Genomic DNA, 19,239 nt, shown 5'->3' on the forward strand with positions numbered 1-19,239 from the left:
TTGCGCGCTATCTATTCAGTAGCACGACCTTCACGCCGTTCAAGCGCTTCGACCTCGAAAGGTACTTGAAATGCGCGTGATCGTATTGGGCGCCGGCCTGCTCGGCGTGACCTCGGCCTACTACCTCCAGCAACTCGGCCACGACGTGACCGTGATCGACCGCCAGGCCACCCCGGCAGCCGAAACCAGCTTCGCCAACGGCGGCCAGATCTCGGTGAGCCATGCCGAGCCCTGGGCCAATCCCAGCGCGCCGCTCAAGGTGCTGCAATGGCTGGGCAAGGAAGACGCCCCGCTGCTGTTCCGCATCCGCGCCGACATGCGCCAGTGGCTCTGGGGCCTGCAGTTCCTGCGCGAGTGCACGCCCGCGCGCACGCGCCACAACATCGAGCAGATCGTGCGCCTGGGCACCTACAGCCGCGACACCTTGCAGCAGCTGCGCCGCGACGCCGGCATCCGCTACGACGAGCGCACGCAGGGCATCCTGCACTTCTACACGACGCAAAAGGAGTTCGACGGCGCCCTCGCGCCCGCCGAGCAGATGCGCGCGCTGGGCTGCGAGCGCCAGGTGATCTCGGCGGACGAGGCCGTGAAGCTCGAGCCCGCGCTGGCCCACATCCGCCCGCAACTGGCCGGCGCCACCTACACGGCCGAGGACGAATCGGGCGACGCCAACCGCTTCGCGCGCGAACTCGCGAAGCGCGCGGCCGAGGCCGGCGTGAAGTTCCTGATGAGCCACACCATCACCGCGCTGCGCGAAGTGGGCGGCGCGATCGACCATGTCGAGGCCACCGACGCCGAGGGCCGCTTCCAGCGCATCCGCGGCGATGCCTTCGTGATGGCGATGGGTTCGCTGAGCCCGCTGCTGGCGGCGCCGCTGGGCATCCGGCTGCCGATCTATCCGGCCAAGGGCTATTCGGTCACGCTGCCGGTGAAGGACGCGAGCAAGGCCTACCAGGTCTCGCTGACCGACGACGAATACAAGCTGGTGTTCTCGCGCTACACCTCGGAATCGGGCGACCGCATGCGCATCGCCGGCACGGCCGAGCTCAACGGCTACGACCGCGACCTCAACCGCGTGCGCTGCGAAGCCATCGTACGCCGCGTCGAGCAGCTGTTCCCCGGCGCCGGCGACACCGCCCAGGCCCAGTTCTGGACCGGCCTGCGCCCGGCCACGCCGAGCAACGTGCCGCTGATCGGCCGCACGAAACTCGCGAACCTCTACCTCAACACCGGACACGGCACGCTCGGCTGGACCCATGCCTGCGGCTCGGGCAAGTCGATCGCGCGCATCGTGAGCGGGCTGGCGCCGGAGGTGGATTTCGCGTTCACGGGGCTGCCCAGGCCCGTGACCGGAATGGCACGGCCCGCATTGAGCTAAGGCCCGGAAAGCGGACTGCCGCACGCAGAGGACGCGAAGGTTTCGCGAAGGACGCGGAAGAAACCGTCAAGAAGAATTTCTTGATGGTTTTCTTCGCGACTTCCGCGCTGCTTGGTCTTCCTTCCGCGTTCGGCTGTCCGATCCCGATTTCAGTCGTCCGCCGTGAACACCGTCAGCACCCCCGTGTAGCCATACACGTGGTGCCGCGCGATCTCGCCCGCGGCGAAGAAGCCGACCAGCGGCACGTCGCCCAGCGCGTGGCGCACGATCTGCAGTTCGGCGCCGGGTGCGCCGAAATGCGGGCCGCCACGGCCCGAGCAGCTCACGTAGACGGCGCCGGCGATGCGCCGCGCGGGATGCGGCGCCGCCTCGGCCTCGCCGGCGGCGACGGCGCGCGCGGTGGCCAGGGTCTGTTCCTCGGGCTCGAGCTCCTCGCGGATCTCGGCGCAGATGCGCATCAGGTCGGCGCGCGCGGCCTGGGCGTTGCGGCGGCAGAAGCTCAGGCGCATGCCGGCCTCGGCCACGTCGGCGATCGCGATTCCGCGGCGCGTGGGGTCGAGGCCGATGATGTGGCGCACCAGCACGTCGGCGCCGAGGTCGCCGGTGCGGCGGATGCCGTCGCTGCCGGCATCGACCAGGCCCACCAGGGTGGCGCGCACGGCCTCGATGGCTTCCTGCGGCCGCTCGAGCGAGACCTGCAGGTCGGCCAGCAGCACGTCGAGCGCGGGCTCGCCGTCGAGCTGCAGCACGAGGTTGCCGTCGGCCTCGGTGATCGCGCGCTCGCGCGCGCTGCCCGAGCGCAGCGGCTGGCAGCCCTGCGTGACGCGCGACACCAGCCGCACGCCCTCGCCGAACACCACGCCCGACAGGCCGCCCGAGAACACGCCGCCGGCCGCGCCCTGGCCGCGGATGTTGCCGTTGCCGCCGACCGCGAACTGCAGCGCGCCGCCGCGGCCCGAGGAGAGGCCGCCGAACAGGTAGCCGGTGTCGGTACGCCCGGCCATCTCGCCGATGAGCTCGGTCAGGTCGGGGGTGGCGGGATCGGCATGCACCAGCGCCGTGTGGGCCTCGAAGCCGCTCATCTCGGAACTGGCGAGCGGCGCCACGCCCGAGAACACGCGGTACTGGTCGCTCGGCAGGGCGCAGAGCATCAGGCTCAGGCCGGGCTCGTCGAAGTACTCGGCATTGTTGGCCGACACGCCGACGCCCACGGTGCCGGCCCAGTCGGTCACCTCGGGCAGCTCGGCGCTCAGGTGGTCGAGGATCTCCCGCGCGTCGACCGCATAGTGGTCGGTGATGTAGAGCAGCCCGAGGGTGGGTGCCGAGGCGTAGTCGGGCAACGCCATCTGCGCGCGCAGCTGGGCCAGCACGAGGCCGGCCGCCATGCGCCATTGCGGATGGGTGGCGTGACCGGAGGGAAACAACTTCATCGTGCCAACCTGCTTCGTTCGATGTTCAGGACAAGGCGGCTCAGCGTCGGCCGCCCGTTCGCTTGCGGGCCGCGGGCGCCGCGGCCGGCTTCTTCGCCGCCGGTCGCTTGGCGGCCGTGGAGGCCTTGCGGGGGGTGGACTTGCGCGAGGCGCTCGGGGTTCCCATGGCCTTGCCGACGGCGTCGGCCAGCGGCTGGGTCACGGCGGGCATCTTGAGCTGGGCCGCGTCCTGCAGCGCGGTGCTCGCGATCTGCTGGAACTGTTCGGTCAGCGAACCCCACCACTTGAGCGGGTCGACCGCGCCGCCGGCGGCGGCATCCGAGGAGGCCTTGGCGGCCGGCCTAGCCTTGCGGCGCGGCGGCGGTGCCTCCTCCTCTTCTTCCTCCTCCGTGTCGAGTTCCTCTTCGTCCTCGAGTTCGACCTCGGGTTCGGGCGCCGCGGCCGGCGGGGCCGCCGGCGCCGGGCCGACCGCCGCGGCCGCCGCGTTCGCCTGCCGCGTGAACGCGCCCGCGAGGTCCTCCATGCGCACGTTCATGCCGCGCAGGGTGGACAGCGTCATCTTCTGCACCTCGAGCGCCTGGATCGTGGCCTTGAGCGCATGGCCGTTCTGCTCGAGCCAGTACTGCACCGTCTTGAGTTCCTGGATGCGCTTGTCGACCTCCTCGACGCTCATGGTGGGCGCCACCCAGCTCGCCAGGCTCGGGATGCCGGACACGGAACCGGCGCCGGTCGCGCCGGCCGCGAGGTTCTTGAGGAAGTCGAAGCCGGGTACGAACTGGCTGAAATCGAAGGGTTGGCTGGCTTTGTTCATGCGGCGGTCTCCGGTCGGGCGGGTGTTGTGCTGCCAGCTTACTCCAAGGCAGGGCCCGCCTCGCCCGGCTCAAAGCTCGTCGCGCGTCCTGGCGAAGACCTTCCAGAAGCTCGCGTCCTGCGAGCTCGCGAAGTTGATGCGCATCAGCGTGGTCGGCGGCCGGCGCGCATGGAACAGCGAGCCCGGCGCCAGCAGGTAGCCCTGGTCGAGCATGCGCTGGGTCAGCATGTCGGTGTCGACGCCGGTATCGACCCAGCCGAACAGCCCCGCGGGCTCGGACGCGAAGGTGCAGCCGTGCGCCAGCACCAGCTTGGCGGCACGCGCCCGTGCGCCCTCGAGGCGGATGCGCACGCGCTCGGCGTGGCGCCGCAGCTGCCCCTGGTCGATGCACCACGAGAGCGCCCGTTCGAACAGCGCGGGCGAGGTCAGGGTGGCGAGCAGCTTGGTCTCGAGCAGCCGCTCCTTGAGCGCGGGCGAGGCGGCCAGGAAGCCGATGCGCCAGTTGGGCGCGAGGATCTTCGCGAAGCCGCTGACGTAGATGGTGCGCTGCAGCCCGTCGAGCGCGCTGAGCCGCGTGGCGTGCTCGGGCGCGAGGTGGCTGTAGGTGTCGTCCTCGACGATGTGGAAGTCGTGCTCGTTGGCCAGCTTGAGCACGCGGTGCGCACTGTTCGGGCGACAGGCTGTAGCCGGTCGGGTTGTGCAGCACGCTCACGCTGACGAACAGCTTGGGGCTGTGCAGCGCGCAGTACTGCGCCATCACGTCGAGGTCGGGCCCGTCGGCGCGCCGCGGCACCGGCAGGATGCGCATGCCCAGCGCCTCGAGCCGCGCGAACTCCAGGGCCCAGCCGGGCTCCTCGACCATCACCGGATCGCCGGCGCGCAGCATGGTGCGGCTCACGATGTCCAGCGCATGGGTGGCGCCGATGGTGGTCACGATCTGGTCGGGCGCGGCCGGCACGTTGATGCCCACCAGCTTCTGCGACAGGCTGCGCCGCAGCGCCGCGTCGCCCGCGGGCTCGCCGTACTGCAGCGACAGTTCCTGCAGCATCGCGGTGCTGGTCATGCGCCGCACCGCCGTCGGCATGAACGAGGAATCGAGCCAGTCGGGCGGGAACACGCCCATGCCGGGCTGCGGCTTGTCGCTCGGGCGGTGGAACATGCTGCGGATCAGCGAGCTGGCGTCGGCCGGCGTGCGCGAGGCCATCATCTGCGTGACCATCGACATCGCGCTGACCTGCAGCGGGTCGCCGGGCGGCTGGGCCGGGTCGCGCGCAGGATCGCGGCCCGAATCGCGCACGAAGAAGCCGCGCTGGCGCCGCGCCTCCACCAGCCCGAGCGCCAGCAGCTGGTCGTAGGCCGCCACCACGGTGTAGGGGCTCACCCCCTGCTGGCGCGCGCATTCGCGCACCGAGGGCAGCCGCGCGCCCGGCAGCAGCAGCCGGTTGCGGATGCGTTCGGCCAGGCGATCGGCCAGTTGGGCGGTCAGCGACTGGGACGAGGTTCGTGTCAGCATCGGCGTTCGATCTGTGTTGTACGCAAGCCCGATACAGATTGGCTGTGTGTACGGCCATCTGTACTGGAACTGTAATGGTCCAAAGTTTAGAGTGTGTGTCATGAACTGGCAAGAATTCACCGCGCTGCTGGTGCTGGCCACGGCGATGAGCTTCTCGCCCGGCCCCAATACCACGCTGTCGACCACCCTCGCGGCCAACGGCGGCCTGCCGCGCGCGATGCGCTTCGTGGTCGCGGTGCCCGTGGGCTGGACCCTGCTGCTCGCGCTGTGCGCGGCCGGCCTCGGCGCGCTGGTGATGGCAGCGCCCGCGCTGCGCTGGGCGATCAAGGCGCTGGGCATCGCCTACCTGCTGTACCTCGCGTTCAAGCTCGCCACCAGCACCACGCTGGGCCGCGCCGACGATGCCAATCTGTCGGTCGGCTTCGTGCAGGGCGTGGCACTGCAGTTCCTCAACATCAAGGCCTGGCTGCTGGCGCTCACGCTGGTGGCCGGCTGGATCGCGGGCCAGGCCGAGCCGCTGCACCGCTTCGCCATCGTCGCGCCGGTGATGCTGATCTACGCCTTCGCGAGCAACTTCACCTATGCGCTGGCCGGCGCGCTGCTGCGTGACTGGCTGTCGAAGGGCCAGCGCCTCGCCTGGTTCAACCGTGCGATGGCCGCCGTGCTGGTGCTCACCGCCTGGTGGATGCTGCGCGTCTAGGTCCGCCATGAAGATCAAGGACGAAACCCTCGGCATGTGGCTCGGCGTGATCGGCGTGGCGCTGTTCGCGGTCACGCTGCCGATGACGCGCCTGGCCACCGGCACGCAGGCGCAGCCGCAGCTCTCGCCGTGGTTCGTCACGCTCGGCCGGGCCGCGCTCGCGGGCCTGCTGTCGGCCGTGTTCCTGCTGGTCACGCGCTCGCCGCGGCCCGCGCCCCACCAGTGGCGGCCGCTGGGCATCGCGGTGCTCGGCAACTGCATCGGCTTTCCGCTGCTGCTGGCCTATGCGCTGCGCGTGGTCACGGCCAGCCATGCGGCGGTGGTGACGGCGCTGCTGCCGCTGGTCACGGCCGCGGTCGCGGCCTGGGTGCTGCACCAGCGCGCGCGGCTCGGCTTCTGGCTCTGCGCCGTCGCGGGCAGCCTGCTGGTGGTGGTGTTCTCGCTGGTGCGCGCGAGCCAGAACGGCCACGGCTTCGGTTTCGAATGGGCCGACCTGCTGTTGGTCGGCGCCGTGATCGCCGCCTCCTTCGGCTACATCTACGGCGCGCAGGTCACGCCCGCGCTCGGCGCCGAGCGCGTGATCTGCTGGGTCTGCGTGATGGCGCTGCCGCTCACCCTGCCGGCCACGCTCGCGCTGTGGCCCACGCAGCCGATCGCCACCGCCTCCTGGCTGGGCTTCGTCTACGTCGGCATGTTCTCGATGTGGATCGGCTTCTTCGCCTGGTACCGCGGCCTGGCCCTCGGCGGCGCGCTGCGCGTGAGCCAGACGCAGCTGCTGCAGCCCTTCCTCTCGATCCTGGTGTCGATCCCGCTCCTGGGCGAGCCGCTCGACGTGGTCACGCTGGGCTTCGCGGCCGCGGTGGTGGCCACGGTGGTGGTCGGCAAGCGGCTGTCGCAGCCGGCGGCGCCCGCCGCCCCGGTCCTGCGCGCGCCGGTCGGCGCCGTGGACTGATCGCGCCCGCCGTCTTACCCTCGCATCCGCACCCCGTTCGTTCGCATCGCCCCTCACCGTCAGAAAGAAGACTCCCATGAACTGGAAACTCGCCGCCCGCGCCGCCAAGATGAACCCGTCGGTGCTGCGTGAAATCCTCAAGGTCACCGAGCGCCCCGGCATCATCAGCCTGGCCGGCGGCCTGCCCTCGCCCAAGACCTTCCCGATCCAGGCCTTCGCCGACGCCTGCGCCGAGGTGCTGCACAACGACGGCCAGGCCGCGCTGCAGTACGCCGCCAGCGAGGGCTTCGCGCCGCTGCGCCAGGCCGTGGCCGACATGCTGCCGTGGAACGTCGATCCCTCGCAGGTGCTGATCACCACCGGCTCGCAGCAGGGCCTCGACCTGGTCGCCAAGGTGCTGATCGACCCGGGCAGCAAGGTGCTGGTCGAGACGCCGACCTACCTCGGCGCGCTGCAGGCCTTCGGCCCGATGGAGCCCAATCCCGTGGGCGTGGCCAGCGACGACGACGGTGTGATCGTCGAGGACCTGGTCGCCAAGGCCAAGGACGCGCGCTTCATCTACCTGCTGCCCAACTTCCAGAATCCCACCGGCCGCACCATGACCGAGGAGCGCCGCGCCGCCGTGTCGGCCGCCGCCGCCGAGGCCGGCCTGCCGATCGTCGAGGACAACCCCTACGGCGAGCTCTGGTTCGACGAAGCCCCGCCGCTGCCGCTGGCCGCGCGCAACCCCGAGGGCGTGATCTACCTGGGCTCGTTCTCGAAGGTGCTGGCGCCGGGCCTGCGCCTGGGCTTCCTGGTGGCGCCCAAGTCCATCTACCCGAAGCTGCTGCAGGCTAAGCAGGCGGTCGACCTGCACACGCCGATCTTCACGCAGCGCATGGTGTCGGCCGTGATGAAGGACAACTTCCTCGAGCGCCACGTGCCCACCATCCGCGCGCTCTACAAGCGCCAGCGCGATGCGATGAGCGCCGCGCTCACGCGCGAGATGGCCGGCCTGGACGTGAAGTTCAACGCGCCCAAGGGCGGCATGTTCCTGTGGGCGCGCCTGCCCGAGGGCATCGACACCGTGACCCTGCTGCCCAAGGCGGTCGAGCGCAACGTGGCCTTCGTGCCCGGCGCGCCCTTCTATGCCGGCGAAGGCGACGCGCGCACGCTGCGGCTGTCGTTCGTGACCGCGAGCGTCGAGGAGATCGACACCGCGATCGCCGCGCTGGCGCAGACCGTGCGCGAGGAGCTCGCGCTGGCCGGCGACAAGCAGCTCGCGGCCGCGCAGATCTGAGCGCGCGCAGCCAACGGAGCCAGCCTTGATCGGCCTCGCGACCCTCTCGCTGTTCCTGCTCGCGGTGCTGGCGCTGTTCCTGTCGCCGGGCCCGAACATGGCTTTCGTGCTCTCGCACGGCGTGGCCCATGGCCCGCGCGGCGGCTTCGCGGCGGCGCTCGGGATCTCGGCCGCCGACCTGGTGCACACGCTGTTCGCCGCCACCGGCGTGACCGCGCTGGTGGCCGCCTGGCCGCCGTCCTTCGACCTGCTGCGCTATGCCGGCGCGCTGTACCTGCTGTGGCTCGCCGTGCAGGCGCTGCGCAGCGGCGGCGGCCTGCGCCCGGGCGTGCAGGCGCGGCCTGCCAGCTTCGGCCGCATCGTGCGCATGGCCCTGCTGAACAACCTGGTCAATCCGAAGGCGCTGCTGTTCTTCATGGTGTTCCTGCCCCAGTTCGTCGATCCCGCGCGCGGCAGCGTGCCGCTGCAACTCGTGCAGCTCGGCATCGTGCTGTCGCTGGCGGCGCTGGGCTTCAACACCCTGCTGGGCGCCTGCAGCGGACAGGTCGGCCGCTGGCTGCAACGCCGCCCCGGCGCCGAGAAATTCCAGCGCGGCCTGCTCGCCACCGTGATGCTGGCGCTCGCGGTGCGCCTGCTGTTCCTCGACCGGCCCGTGCCGCGCTGAAGAGGTCCCCATGAATGTCCTGAAGATCGCGGCCTTCTCCGATGGCGAGCAAGGCGGCAACCCAGCCGGCGTCGTCATCGCCGAGGCCCTGCCGCCCGAGGCGCAGATGCAGCGCATCGCCGCCGACGTGGGCTTCTCCGAGACCGCCTTCGCCGCGCGCACCGGCGACGGCTGGCGCGTGCGCTACTTCGCGCCGCAGTCCGAAGTGCCGTTCTGCGGCCACGCGACGATCGCGCTCGGCGCGGCGCTCGCGCTGCAGCACGGCGACGGCGTGTTTCCGCTCACGCTGAACCAGGCGCGGATCACGGTCGAGGGCCGCCGCAACGGCGCCACCGTCGAGGCCGCGCTGCAGTCGCCGCCCACGCGCAGCGCCGCCGCCGTGCCGGCCCTGCTGTCGGCCGCGCTGGATCTGTTCGGCCTCGACGCGGCCGCGCTCGATCGCGCGCATCCCGCCGGCCGTGGCCCATGCGGGCGCCGATCACCTGGTGCTGGCGCTCGAGAGCCGCGCGGCGCTGGCGGCGATGCACTACGAGCTCGAGGCCGGCCGCGCGCTGATGGCCCGCTTCGATCTCACGACCATCGTGCTGCTGCATGCCGAGAGCGCACAGCGCTTCCACACACGCAACCCCTTCGCCTCGGGCGGCGTCTACGAAGACCCCGCGACCGGCGCCGCCACCGCCGCGCTGGCCGGCTACCTGCGCGATATCGGCTGGCCGCACGGCGGCGCGATCGACGTGGTGCAGGGCGAGGACATGGGCATGCTGTCGCGCCTGCATGCCGACATCCCGGCCGCGCCCGGCAGCTCGATCCGCGTTTCGGGCACCGCGCGCATCATGCGGGACTGACCCGAACACGAACACACAAGCTTCAAGGAAAGACGACGACATGCTCAACATCTGGGGCCGCATCAGCTCGATCAACGTGCGCAAGGTGGTGTGGTGCGCACAGGAACTCGGGCTGGACTTCCAGCGCACCGAGGCCGGCGGCCGCTTCGGCGTGGTGCAGACCGAGGAATACCTGGCACTGAATCCCAACGCCATGGTGCCCACCATCGACGACGGCGAGGGCGCGGAGCGCGTGGTGCTCTGGGAATCGAACGTGATCGTGCGCTACCTCTGCGCCAAGTACTCGCACGGCGCCTTCTACCCGGCCGACCTGCCCGCGCGCTTCGACGCCGAGCGCTGGATGGACTGGCAGCAGACCACGCTCAACCGCGCGAGCCGCGATGCCTTCGTGCAATGGGTGCGCACGCCGCCGGCGGAACGCCAGCCGGCGCTGATCGACGCCTCGGTGCGCGAGAGCGAGGCGCTGTTCGGCCTGCTCGACGCCCATCTCGCGCGCCATCCCTACATCGCCGGCGAGCGCTTCACCATGGCCGACATCCCGATCGGCTGCGAGGCGCACCGCTGGTTCAACCTGCCGGCCGCCGAATACCGCCGGCCCGGCTGGCCGAATGTCGAGCGCTGGTTCAACGACCTGCTCATCCGTCCGGGCGCGCGCGGCGTGCTCGATCTCCCTCTCGAGTAAGAAATGAAAACCCCCCTTCGACAAGCTCAGGACAGGCTTTTCAAGCAAGTCGACGTCTTCACCGCCCATCCCTACTTCGGCAACCCGCTGGCCGTGGTGATCGATGGCAGCGAGCTCGACGATGCGGCCATGCTGCGCTTCGCGCAGTGGACCAACCTGTCCGAAACCACCTTCCTGCTGCCGCCCACCGACCCCGCGGCCGACTACCGGGTGCGCATCTTCACGCCCGGCGGCGAGCTGCCGTTCGCGGGCCATCCCACCATCGGCAGCTGCCATGCCTGGCTGCAGGCCGGCGGCAAGCCCAAGGCCCCCGGCCAGGTGGTGCAGCAGTGCGGCGCCGGCCTGGTGCCGCTGCGGCGCGAGGGCACGCGGCTGGCCTTCGCGGCGCCGCCGCTCAAGCGCAGCGCGCCCAGTCCCGCGCTGCTGGCCAAGGTGGCCGGCGCGCTGGGCCTGAAGGCGCAGCAGGTGATCGCCGCGCAGGTGCTCGACAACGGCCCGGTCTGGTTCGGCCTGCTGCTCGAGGATGCCGACGCAGTGCTCGCGCTCACGCCCGACCATCGCGCACTCAAGGAACTGGGCGTGAAGGCCGGCGTGGCCGGCGTGCCCTCGGTGCACGACACCTCGCTCCTGATCGGCCGCTCGAACCGCGAGGCGCGCGCCTTCGGCAACCGCCCCGCCGTGCCGCTGGACGACGGCGCGAAGATCGACCTCGAGGTGCGCGCCTTCGCCGAGCCGATCGGCGTGCAGGAAGACCCGGTCACCGGCAGCCTCAACGCGGGCCTGGCCGAATGGCTGATCGCCGACGGCCACATGCCCGCGCGCTACCTGGCCGCGCAGGGCCAGTGCCTGGGCCGCGCGGGTCGCGTCCATATCGAGCGCGACGCCGAGGGCCGGATCTGGGTCGGCGGCGATGCCGTGACCTGCGTCGACGGCCGCGTCGCGCTCTGAACGGAGACACCGCGATGCATGCCGAAGTCGACCACCTCGTGATCGCCGCCGCCTCGCTGGCCGAGGGCGTGGCCTGGTGCGAGGCCACGCTGGGCGTGGTGCCCGCGCCCGGCGGCGCGCATCCGCTGATGGGCACGCACAACCGGCTGCTGAACGTCGCGAGCGAGGCCTATCCGCGCGCCTACGCCGAGATCATCGCGATCGAACCGGGCCAGGCGCCGTCGCGCCCGAACACGCGCCGCTGGTTCGACCTCGACGATGCCGAACTGCAGGCCGGGCTCGCGCAGCACGGCCCGCGGCTGATCCACTTCGTGGCGCGCGTGCCCGATGCGCGCGCCGCCATCCAGGCCCTGGCGCGCGAGGAGCATGCGCACATCGACCGCGGCCAGTTGCTCGAAGCCTCGCGCGACACCGCGGCCGGCCGGCTCGAATGGCAGATCGCGGTGCGCGACGACGGCCAGCGGCTGTTCTACGGCGCGCTGCCCACGCTGATCCAGTCGGGGCCCGGTGCATCCGGTCGACGCCATGCCGGCCTCGGGCCTCGCACTGCGCTCGCTGCATGCCACGCATCCGCGCGCGCCGGCGCTGTCGGCCGCGCTCTCGGCCATCGGCCTGCGCGCACTGCAGGTCGATGCCGGCCCACCGAACCTCGTGGCCGTGTTCGACACGCCGCGCGGCCCCGTCACCCTGGAATCCCGAGGACTCTGACATGCTGACCCTGACCGAGATCGCCTGGTTCGCCCTCGCCTCGCTGCTGCTCGCGCTCACACCCGGGCCGAACATGATCTATTGCGTGTCGCGCACCCTGATCCAGGGCCGCCGTGCCGGGCTGATCTCGCTGGGCGGCGTGCTGATGGCCTTCCTGGTGCACCTGTGCGCCGCCGCGCTCGGGCTCACGGCGCTGCTGCTCGCGGTGCCGCTGGCCTTCGACGCGATCCGCTTCGCGGGCGCGGCCTACCTGCTGTGGCTCGCGTGGCAGGCGGTGCGCCCCGGTGGCGCCGCGCCCTTCGAGGCCCGCGCGCTGCCGGCCGACCCGCCGGGCAAGCTGTTCCGCATGGGCTTCCTCACCAACCTGCTGAACCCGAAGGTGGCGATGTTCTACCTCTCGTTCTTTCCGCAGTTCATCCATCCCGAGCGCGGCTCGGTGCTGCTGCAGAGCCTGCAGCTCGGCGCCGCGCAGATGGCCAGCAGCGCCGTGGTCAACACCACGATGATCGTCGGCGCCGCGAGCATCACGGCCGTGCTGTCGAAGAGCGAAGGCTGGCTGCGCGCGCAGCGCTACGTGATGGGCAGCGTGCTGGCCGCGCTGGCGGTGCGCGTGGCGCTGACCGAAAGAAGGTGACCCCCATGCGATTCACCCGCGAAGAAATGGAAGCCGCGCTCGCCACCGTGCACGCAGCGATGCCGCCCACGCCGCAGTACGCTTGGCCGCTGCTCGAGCGGCGCCTGGGCGCGAAGCTCTGGGCCAAGCACGAGAACCACACGCCGGTCGGCGCCTTCAAGATCCGCGGCGGCCTGACCTACTTCGAGACGCTGGCGCGCGAACGGCCCGAGGCGCGCCACGTGATCAGCGCCACGCGCGGCAACCACGGCCAGTCGCTGGGCTTCGCGGCGCGCCGCCACGGCCTGGCCGCGACCATCGTGGTGCCGCATGGCAACTCGGTCGAGAAGAACGCCGCCATGCGCGCGCTCGGCGTCGAGCTGGTCGAGCACGGCGAGGACTTCCAGGCCGCGTCGGAGCATGCGGCCGTGCTGGCCGAGCGCGACGGATTGCACCGCGTGCCCTCGTTCCATCGCGAGCTGGTGCGCGGCGTGTCGACCGCGTACGTCGAGTTCTTCGCGGCGTTGAAGCACGCGCCGCCCGACGTGCTGTTCGTGCCCATCGGCCTGGGCTCGGGCTTCGCGGGCGCGGCCGCGGCGCGCGCGCACTGCGGCGTCGCCACCAAGATCGTCGGCGTGGTGTCGGCCCATGCCACGGCCTACCTCGATTCGTTCCGCGCGCGCCATCCGGTCGAGTCGCCGGTCAGCACGCGCCTGGCCGACGGCATGGCCTGCCGCGTGCCCGTGCCCGAGTCGCTCGAGGTGCTGCTGCGCGAGGCCGACGACGTGATCGCGGTCAGCGACGAGGAGGTCGGCGAGGCGATGCGCATCCTCTTCAGCGACACCCACAACGTGGCCGAGGGCGCGGGCGCCGCCGCGCTCGCCGGGGCGCTTCAGCAGCGGGAGCGCTGGCGCGGCAAGACGGTGGGCATCAGCCTGACGGGCGGCAACGTCGACTCGGGCATGTTCGCCGAGGTGCTGGCGAAGGCCTGAGCGGCCGCCGCTCGCTTCAGGGCAGCGGACCGGTGTTCGCGGTGCTCAAGGGCAGGCGCGATACCTCGGCCAGCAGCAGCGCGAGCTGCGCCGCCGCGGCATCGACGACCGCCTGGCCCGCCGGCGCCGTGGCCGCCGCCGCATTGCCCGCCGCGCCCTGCGCGTTGTAGTCCTCGATCGCCCAGCCCAGCTTCGCGCTCCTGCCGTTGCCGAGGATCGCGTAGTCGGCCGCGCGCTGCTCCGAGCTGGAGCGGAAATCCCGGTGCCGCGTCCATGCGCACCAGCTGCGGCGCGAGCGCCAGCATCATCGAGGTCTCGATCTCGCCCGCATGCACGCCGAAGCGGTGCTCGTGCGCGCTGAACCGGGCGCCCGCCTCGCCCAGCGGCAGGTTGAACCAGCTCGCGGAATAGACGATCAGCCCGTGCGCGGCGCGCAGCTCGCGCGCCACGATGTCCATCGCGCCCACGTGGCCGCCATGCGCGTTGAACAGCACCAGCTTCTTCACCCCGGCGCGCGCCACCCCGGCACCGATCTCGCTCCACATGCGGATCAGCGTCTCGGCCGACAGCGTGAGCGTGCCCGCGAAGCGCGCGTGCTCGGGCTCAGGCCGATCTGCTGGGTCGGCAGGAACAGCACCGGCAGCTCGGCCGGCAGCAGCGGCAGCGCCGCCGCGACGATGCCGTCGGCCAGCACCGTGTCGACCCCGAGCGGCAGGTGCGGCCCGTGCTGCTCGGTGGCGCCCAGCGGCAGCACCGCCACCGTGGCTGCCACATCGAGCGCGGCGAAGTCGCGCGTGGACAGCTGTGACCAGAAGCGGGGCAGGGATACCGTGGGAGCGTTCATCCGGCGATCTTAGAGCGGTGATTCAATCCACGCGACTTCGCCAACCAACCCAAGGACACCTTCATGGACCTCGAACTCCAGGACCGCCACGTACTCATCACCGGCGGCAGCAAGGGCATCGGCCTGGCCTGCGCGCTCGGCTTCCTGCGCGAGGGCGCGCGCGTGAGCCTGGTGTCGCGCGATCCGGCCAACCTGGAGCAGGGCCGCCAGGAGCTGCTCGCGGCCCACGCGCAGGCCGAGGGCCGCGTCTCGCTGCACGCCGCCGACCTCAAGGACCCGGCGGCGGCCCTCGCCGCCCTCAACGCCGCCGAACAGGCCTTCGGCCCCGTCGACGTGCTCGTCAACTCGGCCGGCGCCGCGCGCCGCACCCCGCCCGACGACCTCACGCCCGCCGCCTGGCACGACGCGATGGACGCGAAGTACTTCAGCTACATCCACATGATCGACCCCGTGGTCAAGCGCATGGGGCAGCGCGGCAGGGGGGCCATCGTCAATGTCATCGGGCAGGGCGGCAAGGTCGCGAGCCCTGTGCACATGGCCGGTGGTGCCGCCAATGCGGCGCTGATGCTGGTCAGTGCGGGGATGGCTGCGGCTTATGCCGCCAAGGGGGTGCGCGTGAATGCGGTGAATCCTGGACTTACGCTGACTGCGCGGCTGGCTGAAGGGATGAAGGCGGATGCGAAGTTGCAGGGTATCGATACCGACGAGGCGCTGAAGCGGGCTACTGCGCGGCTGCCGCTGGGGCGGATTGCTACGCCGGAAGAAGTGGCGAATACGGTGCTGTTTCTGGCTTCGGGGAAGGCTAGTTATGTGACGGGGGCGATTGTGGCGATGGATGGGGCGGTTACGCCGATGATTTGAGTGGCGTTTTATTTGGGCTGAGGTTTTTCTTGGCTCTGCTCTTCTTCTTGAGGCTGTTGACCGGGTCTCGCCCCGGCGGGCGACTTACTTTTCTTGTCTCGCTGTATGGACCGGAGACATGGGTGACACATGTGCGAGGACATGGTGGACACATTCTGCATGGTGGTTCAGGCCTCGCGCAGGTCGATCTCGCGCAGCTTGTGGTGCACGAAGTAGACGTCATAGCAGCCCTGTCTGCCGGGCTGCTCGCGCAGCGCGATCTCGTGGTCCTTGAGTGCTGCAGACACCTTGAAGCGCTTGCTCTTGAAGCGCACCTCCCCCAGCCAGCCGACCTTCACCACCGTGTCGTTCGGGCCGTACTCGAGCGGCGGCAGCGTTCTCGGATAGGCCCTCTCGCTAGCGCGATACCGGCTCGCCGGGGTGTTCATGCCCAGCGCCTGGTGCGGGCGCTCATGGTTGTAGACATGCCTCCAGCGATCGAACTGCTGCTGCGCCTGCGCCAGATCCTGGAAGCTGCGCCCGGCCAGCAACTCCGCCTTCAGGCTGCGATGGAAGCGCTCGTCCTTGCCATTGGTCTGCGGGTGATAGGGGCTGCTGAAGCTCACCCGCACGCCCAGGCGGATGAGCCACAGCGCGAGTTCGCTGAGTTGGCCCGGCTCGCGCGGACTGCCCCAGGGCGCGCCGTTGTCCGCATTGATTCGCACCGGCAAGCCGTAGCGGGAGAAGACATCCTGCAGTTGCTCCTTCACGCTGGCCGTTTGCTGACGGGCACAGGCGCGCAGGGCCAGGTTGTAGCGGGAATGGTCGTCCAGCAGCGTCAGCGGGTGGCAGCGCCCTGCTGCGGTGGACACGTAGCCCTTGAAGTCGATCTGCCAAAGGCTGTTGGGCGCCTCGTGCTCGAAGCGCTGCCAAGCGGTGGCCGCACTGCTGGCCTGGGCGCTGATGAGGCCGTGGCGCTTGAGGATGGAGTTGACGGTGCTCGGAGCCACGCAACCCTGTCCGAGGTCACTCAGTCGCCGTGCGAGCTTGCGTGCGCCCCAGGCGGGGTGCTGCTGGCGCAGCGAGACGATGGATTGTTGAAGCTCGGGCGAGGTCTCGCCAGGACTGTGGTGCGGGCGTCGACTGGCATCGCCCAGGCCGGCGGCACCCAACGTGGCGCTGCGTGCGAGCCATTTGTAGCCGGTCTGCGGGCTGATGCCGAAGCGCCGACACAGCTCGCGCCGGTTGGCACCTTCCTGGCGTGCCAGGGCAACGAACTCTTCTCTCAGGCTCATGGTGTCTCGGGTGCTCCAGGGCATGGTCGTCTTCCGATCGGGCGATATACCCAATGGTGTCCACCATGTCCTCGCACACCTGTCCACCATGTGCCCGGTCCATACATCTCGCCAAGAAAAGTAAGCAAAAGAAGGCGACCCCACTGTCTGTGTCCCTTCGCTTCGCTACGGGCAACCTGCGGTGCTCGGGGAAGCGGGGTCCGCAGAACTCGCTTCGCTCAGACAGCTGCGGCCCTTATCCCGCTTTCCCCTGCGCTCCTCGGCACAGCCAGAGGGGGCGTTCGGGCCTTTGCTTCGCTCGGCCTGGCATACCCAACGGGCCTTCGCTGCGCTCGGCGGTATTGCTCCCTCTCCCTCTGGGAGAGGGCTGGGGTGAGGGCACTGGGCGGTGGATACCGTCGCAACATCGGTAAGGCCCCGGTGCCCTCACCTAACCCTCTCCCAGAGGGAGAGGGGACAAGAGGCCGAGCGCAGCGATGGCCCGACCCACCCCCTCTGGCTGCGCCGAGGAGCGCAGCGTTTCGCGGATCAGGGCTCGCAGCTGTTTGAGCGAAGCGAGTTCTGCGAGACCCCGCGAAACGCGAGCACCGCAGGTTGCCCGCAGCGAAGCGGAGGGACGCAGACAGTGGGTCGCCTTTTCTTTGGTTACTTTCTTTTGGCGAAGCAAAAGAAAGTGACTCGCCCGCCGGGGCGAGACCCGGCCAACAGCCTCAGTAAAACAAACACATCAACCCCCACCCCCCAACCTCTCGAATTTCAAAGCCAAAAAATCAACCAAAGCCCGAACCCGAGCCGGCACAAACCGCCCACTAGGCAACAACGCATGCAACGGATAAGGCTCCGTCTCCCAATCCGTCATCAGGTGCACCAGCCGCCCGGCTTCGATGTCACCGCGCACATCGAGCGCCGACTTCAAGGTCACCCCATGCCCCGCCACCGCCCACTCCCGCGCCAGCGAAGCATCGTCCACGCTGCGATTCCCATCGACCCGCACCTGCGTCCACTGCCCGTTCTGCGCAAAGCGCCAGACCCGGTGCAGCCGCCCCCCGCGATTGAAGATCAGGCAGTTGTGATGCACCAGGTCCTGCGGCACCCTCGGCGCCGGATGCCGCCGCAGGTAGTCCGGCGAGGCGGTCAACAAGGGGTTGGTCATCGCGAACGGCCGCGCCACCAGCCGCGAATCGGCCAGCGCGCCGTAGCGCAGCGCCACGTCGACCTCGTCGCGCATCACGTCCAGCGGCCGGTCGCCCACCGACAGCGACAGCTGCACGCCCGTGTGCAGCGCGAGGAACTCGTCGAACCAGGGCAAGAGGGTGCTGCGCGTGAGGTCCGAGGGCGCGGCCACGCGCAGCGTGCCGACCAGCTCGCCGCGGTCGGCCGTGACCAGCGATTCGCCCTCGGCCAGCAGCTCGAAGGCGCGCACCGCGTAGTCGAGCAGCGTCTGGCCCTGCGGTGTCAGGCGCATGGCGCGCGTGGAGCGCTCGAACAGCCGCGCGCCGAGCTGCGTCTCGAGCCGCTTGAGCGTCGCGCTGGCGGCCGCGGGCGTGATGCCCAACGCATGGGCCGCGGCCGTCAGCGTGCCTGCGCGCGCGGTCTGCACCAGCACCTGCAGGTCCGAGGTATTTTCAATCTTCATTTGAAAGTGTTGCTCGCGAAGCCGGTCTTATCAAATTGAGATTGTCTCCCTACATTCGATCCATCTCCAGATCCTCCACAAAGGAACCGCCATGAAAGCCGTCGGCTACTACCAGCCCCTCCCCATCGACAACCCCGAAGCGCTGCAGGACATCGAGCTGCCCGCGCCCCAACCCGGCGCGCGCGACCTGCTGGTGCGCGTGAAGGCGGTGTCGGTCAATCCGGTCGACACCAAGGTGCGCAGGAACGCCGCGCCCGAGGCTGGCCAGGCCAAGGTGCTGGGCTGGGACGCGGTCGGCACGGTCGAAGCCATCGGCGCGGGCGTGACGGGCTTCAAGGTCGGCGACCGCGTCTACTACGCGGGCTCGATCGTGCGCCCCGGCGCCAACTCGGAACTGCACGCGGTCGACGAGCGCATCGCCGCGATCGCACCGGGCACGCTCGACGATGCCCAGGCCGCCGCGCTGCCGCTGACCACCATCACCGCCTACGAGCTGCTGTTCGACCGCCTGCGCGTGCCCAAGGGCGGCGGCGCGGGCCAGACCCTGCTGATCACCGGCGGCGCCGGCGGCGTGGGCTCGATCCTGATCCAGCTCGCGCGCCAGCTCACGCAGCTGCGCGTGGTCGCCACCGCCTCGCGCGCCGAGACCCGCGCCTGGTGCCTGCAACTGGGCGCGCACCTCGTCATCGACCATTCGAAGCCGCTCGCGGCCGAGCTCAAGGCAGCGGGCATCGCCGAGGTCGACATGGTCGCGAGCCTCACGCAGACCGAACAGCACTACGCGCAGATCATCGAGAGCCTCAAGCCCCAGGGCCAGCTCGCGGTGATCGACGACATGAAGACGCTCGACGCGATGCCGCTGAAGACCAAGAGCCTGTCGCTGCACTGGGAAATGATGTTCGCGCGCTCGCGCTTCGAGACGCCCGACATCGCCGAGCAGGGCGCGCTGCTGGCCGAGGTGGCCGCGCTGGTCGATGCCGGCCGCGTGCGCACCACCGCGAACGCGAGCTTCGGCACCATCAACGCCGCCAACCTGCGCCGCGCCCATGCGCTGATCGAGAGCGGCAAGGCGCAGGGCAAGGTGGTGCTGGCCGGGTTCTGAACGAAGC

At 70.4% G+C, this 19,239-nt stretch carries 15 protein-coding genes and 4 pseudogenes; 13 read left to right on the forward strand and 6 right to left on the reverse strand.

Annotated features, from left to right (window positions below):
* The first annotated feature begins 70 nt into the window (after positions 1-70).
* A complete protein-coding gene (locus ACHMXE_RS38970) occupies positions 71-1,378 on the forward strand; it encodes a D-amino acid dehydrogenase (protein WP_395348994.1) in 1,308 nt (435 codons plus the stop codon).
* Between the two features lie 149 nt (positions 1,379-1,527).
* Here ACHMXE_RS38970 and ACHMXE_RS38975 read toward each other — a convergent pair whose 3' ends face one another.
* The 3 genes and pseudogenes from ACHMXE_RS38975 to ACHMXE_RS38985 form a co-directional block, all read right to left on the reverse strand.
* Complete coding sequence (locus ACHMXE_RS38975; RefSeq protein ID WP_395348995.1) at positions 1,528-2,808, reverse strand: FIST N-terminal domain-containing protein; 1,281 nt, start codon at positions 2,806-2,808, stop codon at positions 1,528-1,530.
* Positions 2,809-2,848: 40 nt separating this feature from the next.
* The gene (locus ACHMXE_RS38980; RefSeq protein WP_395348996.1) at positions 2,849-3,619 is read right to left on the reverse strand and encodes a PhaM family polyhydroxyalkanoate granule multifunctional regulatory protein; all 771 of its coding nucleotides are present in this window, start codon (positions 3,617-3,619) and stop codon (positions 2,849-2,851) included.
* Between the two features lie 69 nt (positions 3,620-3,688).
* Positions 3,689-5,132, reverse strand: a pseudogene (locus ACHMXE_RS38985) (PLP-dependent aminotransferase family protein).
* A gap of 100 nt (positions 5,133-5,232) precedes the next feature.
* Here ACHMXE_RS38985 and ACHMXE_RS38990 point away from each other — a divergent pair.
* From ACHMXE_RS38990 to ACHMXE_RS39035, 10 genes and pseudogenes are all read left to right on the forward strand, one after another.
* On the forward strand, positions 5,233-5,832 hold the full coding sequence (locus tag ACHMXE_RS38990) for a LysE family translocator (RefSeq protein ID WP_395348997.1): 600 nt from the start codon (positions 5,233-5,235) through the stop codon (positions 5,830-5,832).
* A 7-nt stretch (positions 5,833-5,839) separates the two neighbouring features.
* Positions 5,840-6,784, forward strand: coding sequence for a DMT family transporter (locus tag ACHMXE_RS38995; RefSeq protein WP_395348998.1), 945 nt, complete (start codon positions 5,840-5,842; stop codon positions 6,782-6,784).
* Positions 6,785-6,860: 76 nt separating this feature from the next.
* The gene (locus ACHMXE_RS39000) at positions 6,861-8,063 is read left to right on the forward strand and encodes a PLP-dependent aminotransferase family protein (RefSeq protein ID WP_203204226.1); all 1,203 of its coding nucleotides are present in this window, start codon (positions 6,861-6,863) and stop codon (positions 8,061-8,063) included.
* 25 nt (positions 8,064-8,088) lie between these two features.
* The gene (locus ACHMXE_RS39005) at positions 8,089-8,727 is read left to right on the forward strand and encodes a LysE family translocator (protein ID WP_395348999.1); all 639 of its coding nucleotides are present in this window, start codon (positions 8,089-8,091) and stop codon (positions 8,725-8,727) included.
* Between the two features lie 10 nt (positions 8,728-8,737).
* Positions 8,738-9,572, forward strand: a pseudogene (locus tag ACHMXE_RS39010) (PhzF family phenazine biosynthesis protein).
* Positions 9,573-9,612: 40 nt separating this feature from the next.
* On the forward strand, positions 9,613-10,254 hold the full coding sequence (locus ACHMXE_RS39015) for a glutathione S-transferase family protein (RefSeq protein ID WP_395349000.1): 642 nt from the start codon (positions 9,613-9,615) through the stop codon (positions 10,252-10,254).
* A gap of 3 nt (positions 10,255-10,257) precedes the next feature.
* Complete coding sequence (locus ACHMXE_RS39020; RefSeq protein ID WP_395349001.1) at positions 10,258-11,202, forward strand: PhzF family phenazine biosynthesis protein; 945 nt, start codon at positions 10,258-10,260, stop codon at positions 11,200-11,202.
* A 14-nt stretch (positions 11,203-11,216) separates the two neighbouring features.
* Positions 11,217-11,910 (forward strand): annotated as a pseudogene (locus ACHMXE_RS39025) (VOC family protein).
* Position 11,911: 1 nt separating this feature from the next.
* The gene (locus tag ACHMXE_RS39030; RefSeq protein ID WP_395349002.1) at positions 11,912-12,544 is read left to right on the forward strand and encodes a LysE family translocator; all 633 of its coding nucleotides are present in this window, start codon (positions 11,912-11,914) and stop codon (positions 12,542-12,544) included.
* A 5-nt stretch (positions 12,545-12,549) separates the two neighbouring features.
* Complete coding sequence (locus tag ACHMXE_RS39035; RefSeq protein WP_395349003.1) at positions 12,550-13,515, forward strand: threonine dehydratase; 966 nt, start codon at positions 12,550-12,552, stop codon at positions 13,513-13,515.
* A gap of 16 nt (positions 13,516-13,531) precedes the next feature.
* Here ACHMXE_RS39035 and ACHMXE_RS39040 read toward each other — a convergent pair.
* A pseudogene (locus ACHMXE_RS39040) lies at positions 13,532-14,359 on the reverse strand (creatininase family protein).
* Between the two features lie 63 nt (positions 14,360-14,422).
* On the opposite strand from ACHMXE_RS39040, the gene ACHMXE_RS39045 reads away from it, so the two are divergent.
* Entirely contained in the window at positions 14,423-15,220 is a 798-nt protein-coding gene (locus tag ACHMXE_RS39045) for an SDR family oxidoreductase (RefSeq protein WP_395349004.1), read from the forward strand.
* Positions 15,221-15,387: 167 nt separating this feature from the next.
* Here the strand turns inward: ACHMXE_RS39045 and ACHMXE_RS39050 are convergent, their stop codons facing one another.
* Complete coding sequence (locus tag ACHMXE_RS39050) at positions 15,388-16,518, reverse strand: IS481 family transposase (RefSeq protein WP_395346795.1); 1,131 nt, start codon at positions 16,516-16,518, stop codon at positions 15,388-15,390.
* 703 nt (positions 16,519-17,221) lie between these two features.
* A complete protein-coding gene (locus ACHMXE_RS39055) occupies positions 17,222-18,130 on the reverse strand; it encodes a LysR family transcriptional regulator (RefSeq protein WP_395349005.1) in 909 nt (302 codons plus the stop codon).
* Between the two features lie 91 nt (positions 18,131-18,221).
* On the opposite strand from ACHMXE_RS39055, the gene ACHMXE_RS39060 reads away from it, so the two are divergent.
* Positions 18,222-19,232, forward strand: coding sequence for a zinc-binding alcohol dehydrogenase family protein (locus ACHMXE_RS39060; protein WP_395349006.1), 1,011 nt, complete (start codon positions 18,222-18,224; stop codon positions 19,230-19,232).
* The last annotated feature ends 7 nt before the right edge of the window (positions 19,233-19,239 follow it).

This window comes from Variovorax sp. UC122_21 (genome assembly GCF_044056785.1).
Classification (GTDB): domain Bacteria; phylum Pseudomonadota; class Gammaproteobacteria; order Burkholderiales; family Burkholderiaceae_C; genus Variovorax.